Here is an 11,505-nt window from a genome sequence, read left to right on the forward strand (position 1 = left end):
TCCGTATCGATTCGGTAGAAGTGTATGAACTTAGAACAAAAGAATATGTATTTTTTATTTTTTTAAACATTAATATTCATTAAAAAAAACGAGTATTTTCACAATAAAATATAAATACATAGTAAGTTGAATTTAAAAAAAGATGCTATCTTCTAGCATCTTTTTTTCTTTAAGAGGAAATATCATTGATCCTTATATTATTTGAAATTCAAATGCGGGCATATAAATAAGGGAAAAGGAGATAATATTTAACAAATTATAATTGGAAATGGTATTTTAGGTCAGAAATGTTTTTATACTAATTAGGTTATTGGTACTAAATAAGCATAATGTCTCGCTTTTCTGCTCTTTAATCTTATAGTTATTTTTTATTAAGTACATATCGTTTTTTAGAAATCTCAATCCTAGCAGAGTATATAAATTGGGTGATAAAAATGTGGAACGTAATTACTTCTTATCTTCCAGATTGGAAAGTCTTTGTACAAGCTTTTATCTTGTTTTTAATTCCGTATACTATCTCAAGATTTTTTCATTGGGTTCGTATGGCAGAGAAAGAGTGGGAAGAATGAGTTGGTGGAAGTCAAGAGACAAACAAGTGAAAAAAAATAATATTCAAAGTAAAACGAAACAAGATCATAAACCATCTCAAAATGCAAACGTTCATTTCACAAATGATTTTGCCTCTAACTTAGAACTTATAAAGCAACAAATCGGACATAATTCTGATGTTCGCTTTCGGAAGTTTAATATTGGACGCACAGATATTCAAGCTGGGATCGTTTTTGTTGATGGTCTATCAGATAAAGAGATAATTGACAAACATATTATGAAATTATTAATGGATGATTTTTCTGATGAATATAAAAATGAATCTTCTTATGTGGAGGGGACTGTTTCAAAAGAATATATTAAAAATAAAGTTCTTACAATTAGTGAAGTAGCAGAAGTCCATTACATAAAAGATTTAACACCCAAAGTATTGATAGGTTCAACAGCTCTTTTAATTGATGGTTTAGCAGATGTGTTTATTCTTGGTACAACAAAAGCAAATAAACGAAACATTGAAGAACCAGTATCGGAGGCATTAGTCAGAGGGCCACGGGTCGGTTTTACTGAAGTATTAAGTGATAATACCTCACTTTTGCGACGACACTGTGCGGATGAGAGCTTATCATTAGTAAAGCTACCAGTAGGAGAACGTGCAAAGAAAGAGTTAGTCGTCGCATTTATTAAAGATCTTGCTAGTACAGAATTGGTGGATGAAATAAAAAACAGAATTCAGAAAATTGACATAGACAGTGTACTCGAATCTGGTTATATAGAGCAACTCATTGAAGATAATTATCTCAGTCCCTTTCCGCAGATTCAAAATACAGAACGACCTGATCGTGTTATTAGTGCTTTGATGGAAGGTCGAGTAGCTATTTTGTTAGATGGAACACCATTTGTTTTAATTGCTCCAGTTACATTTAGCATGCTGCTGCAATCACCAGAAGATTATTATGAAAGGTGGCTTCCTGGTACGCTTCTCCGCTTATTACGCTTCATGACAGCTTTTGTTTCATTATTTGCTCCAGCACTGTATATTTCTTTTATTTCATTTCATCCAGGATTAATTCCCACTAAGCTCGCTATTTCTATTATCGGATCGCGAGAAGGAGTTCCTTTTCCCGCTTTAATAGAAGCGTTAATTATGGAAGTAGCTATCGAAGTTTTGCGAGAAGCAGGTTTACGTCTGCCTAAACCGATTGGACCTGCAATGGGAATTGTGGGCGGTTTAATAATTGGTCAGGCTGCCGTAGAAGCAGGAATTGTTAGTCCAATAATGGTTATCGTTGTTGCGGTAACAGCTATTTCTTCTTTTACTATTCCGCAATATAGTGTGGGAATTACGTTACGCATTCTTCGTTTTGTAGCTATGTTTTGTGCTGCGATATTTGGCTTGTATGGTGTTATTCTCTTCTTTCTTTTACTTTGCAGTCATTTAGTGAAACTGAAAAGTTTTGGCGTTCCTTATACTAGCCCTGCTGTTCCGTATCGATTTAGTGACTGGAAAGATTTTATGGTTCGCATGCCATTAAAAATAATGAGACGTCGACCGAAAATAATGCATACAAAAAAAACTATCCGCAAAAGGTAGCTGATGACGAAAGGAAGTGGCCTTCAGTGATTGCTAAACCTAAAGACCGAATAACAACTTCACAAGCAGTTGTTATTATTGTAAATTACATACTTGGGACAGGAATTCTCACTTTGCCCAGAGCATCTGTGGAAAAAGTGAAAACACCAGATGTATGGCTAAGTGTGATATTAGGTGGAATATTGGCAATGGTTTCAGGAGTAATTATGGTCAAATTAAGTCAGCAGTTTCCAGAAAAAACATTTTACCAATACAGTCAAGATATTGTAGGGAAATGGATAGGCAGATTGCTTAGTTTTCTTATTATAGGGTATTTTCTTACAACTTCAGCATTTCAAATTCGTTCAATGGCAGAAGTAATAAGCTTTTTTTTGCTCGAAGGAACCCCCACATGGGCTATTGTTATGCCTTTTATGTGGATAGGTCTCTATTTGATTATGGGTGGTATTAATTCAATTGCACGGATGTTTGAAATAATATTTCCTATTACTATTTTTATTTTTTTAATCATTTCCTTTATGAGTATCGGAATATTCGAGATAGATAATCTCCGTCCCGTATTAGGTTTGGGAATTAAACCAGTGTTAGATGGGATAAAAACAACGTCTCTCGCATATACAGGTCCTGAAATTATGTTAATTCTTTTGGTATTTATGGAACAACGAAAGAAAGCAGTAAAAGCTATTTTAGTTGGAATTTCTATTCCGTTAATCTTTTATGTAATAACTGTTGTAATGGTCATTGGTGCATTATCAATTGATGGGGTTGTAACAAGAACATGGCCGACAATTGACCTTATGCGCAGTTTTGAAATTTCTGGTTTGATATTTGAACGTTTTGAATCTTTACTGCTTGTAATATGGATTATGCAAATATTTGCTACCTATACGATTAGTTATTATGCAGCTGCATTAGGATTAGCGCAACTCTTTAAAAAGAGTATTCATCCGTTTATTTTTGCTTTGATTCCAATCATTTACATCATTTCTATGACTTCGAAAAATATAAATGACTTGCTTAAATTGGGGGATATGCTCGGTAATGCTGCTTTATTTTTATTTGGTTTACTGCCACTGCTTCTTCTTATTATTACGCGATTAAAAGGAGGAGTAGTGTGAAACATAAATTTAATTATATGCGGTTCTATTTGGCTTTGTTAGGGACGCTTTTGCTTCTATTTTTAACCGGATGTTGGAGCAGTAAAGAAGTAGAAGAGTTGAGTTTAACTGCAGGTATAGCACTAGATAAAGGGAAGGATTCAACAATTGAGAAGGAGGATGAGGAAGGAGGTTATCCTAAAAGAAATCTTATAACAGCTACTTATCAAATTGTTAGTTCGCAAGCACAAAGTAAAGGAAATGGACAACAAAAACGTTATATAAATGTTTCTGAGACCGGTGATTCCATTCATCAAATTGTTCGTGAGTTTTCATTGAAAAGAGAGAGCACAATGTTCAGCCCACATTTAAAAAATATTGTTATTAGCGATAGTCTTGTACGTACATACAGTTTAGAACAATTACTTGAACAGTATCTCCGTGACAATGAAGTTCGGCTTAGCTGTATGCTCTTAATTAGCAAGGGTCTAGCGAAGGAGGTACTGGAATCAAACAAAAAAGGAGAAATCCCAGCATTTCGTTTGTCTGGAATTGCAGATAATAGAAATAGAACAACAAGGATTTTACCCCCTGTATCGCTCGCTAAATTGGAAGGAAAGATGCGGTCAGGGTCCAGTTTTCTTTTGCAAAATGTAATCTCGATAAATGGGGAAACAAAATTTGCAGGAGCTGCTGTAATTAAAGGGAAGACAAAAAAGTTGATGGGCTTTTTAAATGAACAGGAATTGGAAGGAGTAGTATGGATAAACGGAAAAAGGAATGGTGGTGTGGTAAAAACTTTTGATAAAGAATCAAAGAAACTCATTATATACGAAATAAAGTCAATAAAAAGCAAAATCATACCACATGTTAACGGAAATAATATTTCCTTTGATGTAAACATTGAATCAGAAGGGCGTTTGTCTGAAAATTGGATGCAATCAGGAAAAGATTTTGAAAATGAATTTTTGAAAAGGGAAGAAAAAGCTATTGAAAAAGAAGTAAAGCACTTAGTACATCATGTTACAAAAAAAATACAAAAAGAATACCAAGTCGATATTGTGGGTTTTGGCAACCAATTAAGAATTAAACACCCGAGAACATGGGAGAAAGTCAAAAAAAATTGGGATCAAACATTTAGTAAGGTACCGATTAAATATCATATAAATGTAACTATACAAGATTATGGAGCGTCAAGTTTAAAACGGTGAGATACCTTAATTGAAATTATATTTGCATCAAAACAAAAAGTTACAAAAATTTTAATTTAAAAATTTTTGTAACTTTTTGTTTTTTTATGTCCTTCTTATTATAGATTAAAGAAATGATTTTATCCCGCTATTTGTCGGGCAGTAAGACTCCCACCTCAAAATTCAGCGAAAGCAAAGAAGTTATTAGAGGTATATGTAAGCTCTATATAGGAAGGAGAATTTTGAAATTCTATTGATAAACCAAGTAATTGTAATAGCCCTTATTTAGAATAATAATTTCAAAATCAATAAAATTTAGAGTAGAAGGAGCAAGAGCAAATTATTATGAATAAACAAATAGGATTCATCGGATGTGGAAACATGGGTATTGCTATGATAGGTGGGATGATAAAAAAAAATATAGTTTCTCCAGATCAAATAATTTGTTCAGATTTAAACGTCATTAATTTAAAAAATGCTAGTAATGAATATGGCATAACTATAACTACTAACAACAATGAAGTCGCTAACAGTGCTGACATTTTAATTTTATCAATCAAACCAGATTTATACTCATCGGTAATTAACCAAATAAAAGATCAAATAAAAAATGATGTAATCATTGTAACTATTGCTGCAGGAAAAAGTATTAAGAGCACTGAGAATGAATTTGGTAGAAAGTTAAAAGTTGTTAGAGTAATGCCTAATACACCGGCACTTGTTGGAGAAGGAATGTCTGCGTTATGTTTTAATGAAATGGTTACAGAAAAAGATATAAAAGAGGTACTGAACATATTTAATATTTTCGGCCAGACGGAGGTCATAAATGAAAAACTAATGGATGTTGTTACATCTATTAGTGGTTCTTCTCCAGCATATGTGTATATGTTTATAGAAGCCATGGCAGATGCTGCTGTACTTGGCGGTATGCCGAGAAAACAAGCTTATAAATTTGCGGCTCAGGCTGTATTAGGTTCTGCAAAAATGGTATTGGAAACAGGAATACATCCAGGTGAATTGAAGGATATGGTTTGTTCTCCAGGTGGAACGACGATAGAAGCTGTAGTAACGCTAGAAGAAAAAGGTTTAAGAACAGCTATCATTTCAGCTATGAAACGTTGTACGCAAAAATCTATGGAAATGTCTAGTTTAACTAGTAAGTGAGAAGCGAATTTATATAATATTTCAAATCTATTTAATGTAAAAGAAATATTATGAGGCTAGTTAATAACTAAGTAAATTTATATACAACACTAAAGAGAAAAACAAACCTTATTTTAAAGGGGATACAGAAAATATGAGTAATTTACTAAAAAAGAAATCCGTTACACAATTGTTAGAGCATAATCAAAGCAAGACTTTAACGAAAACATTAGGAGCATTTGATTTAATTATGTTAGGGATAGGCTCGATAGTTGGAACAGGGGTTCTTGTGTTAACTGGATTAGTAGCAGCAAGAGATGCTGGTCCAGCAGTTATTTTTTCATTTGTACTTGCAGCAATTATATGTGGATTTATAGCATTATGTTACGCAGAAATTGCTTCCACACTCCCGGCATCTGGTAGTGTATATACGTACTCATATGCAACAATTGGTGAGTTTGTTGCTCATCTAGTAGGTTGGTCATTGCTGTTAATATATATTGTGGCAACAGCGGCTGTCGCTGCTGGATGGACAGGCTATTTCCACAATTTAATAAAGGGGTTTGGATTAGAGATACCTAAAGCTCTAGTAACGATTCCTTCGCATGGTGGTATTGTGAATCTACCAGCAGTAATCATTACATTGATATTAGCATGGATGTTATCCCGTGGTACGAGGGAAAGCAAACGAATCAATAATATAATGGTATTGATTAAAATTGGAATGATTTTGTTGTTTATTACGGTTGGTATATTCTATGTAAAACCAATGAACTGGATACCAATTGCACCATACGGTTTAAGTGGAGTTTTTACGGGTGGAGCAGCTATTTTATTCGCTTTTACGGGTTTTGATATATTAGCAACTTCAGCAGAAGAAGTAAAAGATCCGAAACGTAATCTTCCGATCGGTATTATTGCATCATTAATCATATGTACAATTATTTATGTTATGGTATGCCTTGTTATGACAGGAATGGTTTCCTATAAAGAATTAAATGTTCCTGAGGCGATGGCTTATGTAATGGAAGTTGTAGGACAAGGAAAAGTCGCTGGTGCAATTGCTGCAGGTGCTGTAATTGGCCTTATGGCTGTTATTTTTTCCAATATGTATGCGGCAACACGAGTATTCTTTGCAATGAGTCGTGATGGATTGTTACCGAAATCATTTGCGAAAGTTAATAAGAAAACTGGAGCACCCACTTTTATAACTGGATTGGCAGGAATAGGGAGCTCTTTAATAGCTGGGTTTATTGATTTGAAAGAATTAGTTAATTTAGTTAATATCGGTAGTTTGGTGACGTTTGCGTTAGTTTGTCTATCAGTTATTATCCTTCGTAAATCACACCCAAATTTAAAACGTGGATTTATGGTACCTTTTGTACCTGTATTACCATGCGTTGCAATTGTATGCTGTGTGTTTTTAATGCTAAATTTACCGTTAAGGACATGGGTGTACTTTAGTATTTGGATTACTATTGGGGTAGTAGTATATTTCCTTTATTCGATAAAACACAGTAATTTAAATGAGGAAACGATCTCGAAATTACATGATAAAATTGCGAGATAATAACGATCGAAAATTTTATTAATAATCATATTGATAGTTGAGTAACATAGAAACAGTTTTTTGACATTTAGCAAGAGATAAAATAAGAGATGCTAGGGCAGCTAAGTACTTTTTTAGAAACCTTGCTTGTTTTTTACGATTTAAAACTGCTAAGGAGAGAGAAGTATGAGTGAATTGCATTTTATGAGTATAGAAGAATTGGATAATAAATTGAAAAAATCTGACAGTGGTATTTATTTCATTAAAGACTATAATGACAATATTATTTATGTAGGCAAGGCTTTTAGTATAAAAAGTAGAGTATTAGCTCATTTTAATAGTTATTCCAATATTGAGGAATATGTACATTTATTTAATAAAGTAGCGTATCTCATTGAAGATAGTTTGTTAAAACGCTCATTGTTACAAGTTACTTACATGATTAAATATAAACCAGTATTAAACAAAGAAGTACAAAAAGAATTCCCAGAGTTGTATACTCAATACATTAAGCAGACAAATAAAAAATCTATGTTGTTAGAAATTGATGAAGCTAAAGAAAAAAGGGATGAGTTAAAGAATAAATTAGTAAAATTAGTGGGTGGAAAAACTATGTTTTATGACATAATTTCTCTGTTAAACAATGGATATAACTATCATGTCCTCGCAAAAGTATTGAGCATAGAACTTCAAACTTTAATTATAATAAAAGAACACCGAAATAAATTCCCGATACCACATAATTATAAGAGGACAATAAAACATCAAGATATAATGTATGCTTTATCTGGAAAAAAGAATTTAAGTACTTCAAGGTTAAACACTTAACTTTAAAATAGTAAATTCGTTGCTTTTGTAGCTTTTATTGTTATATTGAAATGCAATGTACATTTGTGTTTCAAATTTAATTGGTGGAATAAGGGGAGGGAAAGGGTTCCTATAAAAACACTGGAATAAATTAGGTTACTCATGCGTAAATAGCATAATTAGGCACATGTTATTTATAAATATTCAAAGATACGAAAGTAATACAAATGAAATTCTTATTTCTGCTACTACAAGTACTATTGAGCAAATGAAGTATGAAATTGCTTTTGAACTAAGAGTCACACTGGGACCTGATACATCACATCATCTGCAAATGGTTCGGATCGGTGGAGAGATTACAAAACGCTTAGTTTGAATGGCTGAAAAACAGTTAACAGGTCAATACAGATTACACTAAGAAAATAATCCGTATATATACGGATTATTTTTCCTTTAATTTACAAAAAAATAAATTTCGAAATTGAAAAAACCTCTCAGATTCCTTTGTAATAATCTTTTTTAGTTGTGTTAATGACATAGGTATCGAAAGGTGATAAATTCGATACGAACGATGTATAAGCCCTTAAAAGGGTTTTGATGTTATTTATAATTTTAATTCCATAATACTTAAGCCGATATAATAAAATGTTTTATGTCTAAATCGATATAAAGGAATAGTTTTTAAGTGATATTTCTTTTTTATAGAATAAGCAAAACCTGATATTGTAGTAATTATTGTTTTGAGGTCAATTTACTGTGCACCTTGGTTATTGAAGTTTTTTGTTGATTAACAACTATTGTATTTGGAAATTATTAATAAGTTTATCTCGCTATTTGCCGGGCAGTAAGACCCCACCTCAAAATTCAGCGGAAGCAAAGAAGTTAGGTGGGAGTCTTACTGCCCGTAAAAGCCCGATTGGTGTGGGCTAATAATCAGTGGGGGATGAACAAAACCCCCACTGATTAAAGTTTCACTTTATGTGATGTGGTAATAAAACTATCTAGTTTGCTATTCTTAGTATTTGTAAAGTCTATATATTTTTTCCTCTTTTGTGGAAAGTAAAACTAATGTTACGACCAGTAATATAGTGTCATTTTTTGAATATTCCATTCGTTTTTTATTTTTATTTTTAGTTGATGAAAAGACCTTTCTCTCAATTAAATGTTTAATTGAGTACTTGAATTTCCTCTACCTTGTATTTTTCAAAGCATAGTGCTTCAAAAATAGCCGTATCGCTTTCATCTGTTTCCAATTTCACAACTTCTTTATTATCTTTTTCTAAAATTTGGAGCAAAATAGTTTTTCAGTTTCACATTTAAATTAGCAGTATTTATTTTTTGAATTCAATTTGTATAAATGATTGAATTGGAACTTTGACTGTTATTTCTTGCGGTGGTACAGTATCTTCTGTTACTTTCGCTTTATTTTAAATCTTTTTCCAGCTTGGTCCTCGCATTGACTACCACTGTATTTTGTAGTACTTCACTGTTTTCTCAAGTTCAATAATTATATTTTGTAGAATTAAGAAAAGAACTTAGCTTATTTCCTTTACTTTACTTATCTACTCTGATATTTAGATGCTAACTACAATTAAATAATATATGATTTTTATAAAAAAGATATAGTAATATTTTGTTGTGAATTGTACTAATTTGATATTTTATAGTATTATTTGTCGTGAATTATATCTAACAAAATATATTTTATGGATCTATAAAGGAGAATGTAATGAATACTTCTATTGATATACAACACTTGTGTGATCTTGCACATAAAGCATTTAATGCCCCTGTACATATTTTATCTGCAGACAGAAAAATTTTATATCATTCTACATCTGATAATGTTTGTAGTCCTTTTTATTCTTCAAAAGAAGAACATCTTAGTGATATTTATCAAGAAAACGATCCCTTTAACTTGCCACTTTTCCGAAGTAACAACTATCTTGAAAATTTTGTTCTAATTCATATAGAAAATCATGATGATATTAAAGGGACTATTATAATCGGTCCTACTATACATCCAAAAGATTCAGATGATATGATCATAAAATTTCAGAAAGAATTTAAATCAAATGATAACATTCAAGAAAGACTTGCCTATTATCAGTGTTTATCTGAGATTAAAAAAACTACATTAATTGATATGGGAATTTTATTACATTACATGATTTTCAATGAAAAGTTAGATGTAGATATTGTCTTGGAAAAAAATAAAGTACTAGAGGAAATTCCTAATAAAAATGTGAAACCTGATTTATATATTTTAAAACGCCGACAAAACAAACCTAAAACGCACAATATGGCATTAGTAAATGATTTCTTTTCGACTATTAAAGAAGGCAATAAAAAAAAGTTAATACAGTATATGTATGCGGTTTCGCAAGAAGATGTTGAACTTATGCTAATAGAGGATCCGCTCAGGAATCAAAAAAATCTTGGAATTATTGCGATTACCTTAGCCACTCGATATGCAATAGAAGGAAACCTGCCACCAGATATTGCTTTTGCTCATAGTATTTTATATATACAAACCCTGGAACAATTAGATAATGTAGAATCTGTAAAGCGATTGTCAGGGGATGCTTTACGTACCTTTGCAGATCGTGTGAAAGAATACAATGCAAAAAAGTATTCTTACGCGGTTACTACATGTATAAAACATATTAATAAAAATGTTTACGATGGAATATCTCTGAATGAACTTGCTAATCATTTAGAAATTACGCCTACTTATCTGTCTAAACTATTTAAAAAAGAAATGGGAATTACTTTAAGCGAATATATTCAAAGGGAACGAGTGGAAGAAGCAAAGAAATTATTAACACTCACTACTTATTCGTTATCAGATATCTGTGCTTGGCTTAACTTTAATGACCAAAGTTATTTTATAAGAGTTTTCAAAAAAATCACTAGCATGACTCCTAGACAGTACCGTGAAAAATATACAATAATATAAGCTTGTTATCTGCTGCTTCCAATGTAAAGACTTAAACAAAGGTGTAAGTACCTCAAAAAAATGAAAATAATGAACTTATTACTCTAGAAAAAGAACCTTTATTCAAGTAGACGTATGAGATTAACCTGATATTATTTTGTTAGCGGAACAGTTTCAATTTTTAGGAGTTAGAAAAATATTGCAGAAACAAAGTTTATCTATTTTTTTAATAACAATCATGTGCTGAATTTATCGGTATAGTTCTGAATTAGATAAACTAGTCTGACGTCAGCTCAAACAAATAGCTCTTGAAGATTTGATAAAAACATATGTGAGCAAAAGCTCAATGGAAATGTTTGTACCATATTGCTAATTTGAAAAAATACACTAACCGTTATTTTGCTAAAGGAAATAAAAAGAAAGAAGGCTGCAAAGTGTTCCAAGGAAGCTTTGCAGCTTTTTTGTAATTTAAAACCTATGTTTATAACGATGATAAGTTTATAGACTAATATCTTCATACTATATGTTTATTAATAATGATATTAGGATGTTTTGTGAAAAAATCAACAATATATCATATATTACTAAATATATCTACATTTTATGCAATTATACATAACTAAATAAAGGTAAAAAAGTAT

10 protein-coding genes are annotated in these 11,505 nt (G+C 31.7%); 9 read left to right on the forward strand and 1 reads right to left on the reverse strand.

Annotated elements, in window-relative coordinates:
* Nucleotides 1-434: 434 nt before the first annotated feature.
* The 8 genes from ACO6VI_RS31820 to ACO6VI_RS31855 all read left to right on the forward strand — a co-directional run bounded on the left by ACO6VI_RS31820 (nucleotide 435) and on the right by ACO6VI_RS31855 (nucleotide 8,302).
* On the forward strand, nucleotides 435-569 hold the full coding sequence (locus tag ACO6VI_RS31820; protein ID WP_000267389.1) for a hypothetical protein: 135 nt from the start codon (nucleotides 435-437) through the stop codon (nucleotides 567-569).
* On the forward strand, nucleotides 566-2,140 hold the full coding sequence (locus ACO6VI_RS31825) for a spore germination protein (RefSeq protein ID WP_140157115.1): 1,575 nt from the start codon (nucleotides 566-568) through the stop codon (nucleotides 2,138-2,140). The genes ACO6VI_RS31820 and ACO6VI_RS31825 overlap by 4 nt, the downstream gene beginning before the upstream one ends.
* A 26-nt stretch (nucleotides 2,141-2,166) precedes the next feature.
* Nucleotides 2,167-3,258, forward strand: a complete 1,092-nt coding sequence (locus ACO6VI_RS31830) for a spore germination protein (protein WP_063547304.1) — start codon at nucleotides 2,167-2,169, stop codon at nucleotides 3,256-3,258.
* On the forward strand, nucleotides 3,255-4,448 hold the full coding sequence (locus tag ACO6VI_RS31835) for a Ger(x)C family spore germination protein (RefSeq protein WP_063547305.1): 1,194 nt from the start codon (nucleotides 3,255-3,257) through the stop codon (nucleotides 4,446-4,448). Before ACO6VI_RS31830 ends, ACO6VI_RS31835 begins: the two co-directional genes overlap by 4 nt.
* Nucleotides 4,449-4,772: 324 nt before the next feature.
* Complete coding sequence (gene proC, locus ACO6VI_RS31840; RefSeq protein ID WP_063547306.1) at nucleotides 4,773-5,591, forward strand: pyrroline-5-carboxylate reductase; 819 nt, start codon at nucleotides 4,773-4,775, stop codon at nucleotides 5,589-5,591.
* Nucleotides 5,592-5,724: 133 nt separating this feature from the next.
* Nucleotides 5,725-7,140, forward strand: coding sequence for an amino acid permease (locus ACO6VI_RS31845; protein ID WP_063547307.1), 1,416 nt, complete (start codon nucleotides 5,725-5,727; stop codon nucleotides 7,138-7,140).
* 165 nt (nucleotides 7,141-7,305) lie between these two features.
* A complete protein-coding gene (locus tag ACO6VI_RS31850; protein ID WP_063547308.1) occupies nucleotides 7,306-7,947 on the forward strand; it encodes a hypothetical protein in 642 nt (213 codons plus the stop codon).
* Nucleotides 7,948-8,113: 166 nt separating this feature from the next.
* Nucleotides 8,114-8,302 (forward strand): small, acid-soluble spore protein, alpha/beta type, encoded by a 189-nt coding sequence (locus ACO6VI_RS31855; protein ID WP_000897404.1) that lies wholly within the window; start codon nucleotides 8,114-8,116, stop codon nucleotides 8,300-8,302.
* A gap of 790 nt (nucleotides 8,303-9,092) precedes the next feature.
* Here ACO6VI_RS31855 and ACO6VI_RS31860 read toward each other — a convergent pair.
* Nucleotides 9,093-9,221, reverse strand: coding sequence for a hypothetical protein (locus ACO6VI_RS31860; RefSeq protein WP_000939299.1), 129 nt, complete (start codon nucleotides 9,219-9,221; stop codon nucleotides 9,093-9,095).
* Between the two features lie 434 nt (nucleotides 9,222-9,655).
* Between ACO6VI_RS31860 and ACO6VI_RS31865 the strand changes: the two genes are divergently transcribed.
* Nucleotides 9,656-10,885, forward strand: coding sequence for a helix-turn-helix domain-containing protein (locus ACO6VI_RS31865; protein WP_063547309.1), 1,230 nt, complete (start codon nucleotides 9,656-9,658; stop codon nucleotides 10,883-10,885).
* Nucleotides 10,886-11,505 lie beyond the last annotated feature (620 nt).

Source organism: Bacillus sp. PSXD-155 (genome assembly GCF_049310765.1).
GTDB classification, from domain to species: Bacteria; Bacillota; Bacilli; order Bacillales; family Bacillaceae_G; genus Bacillus_A; species Bacillus_A cereus.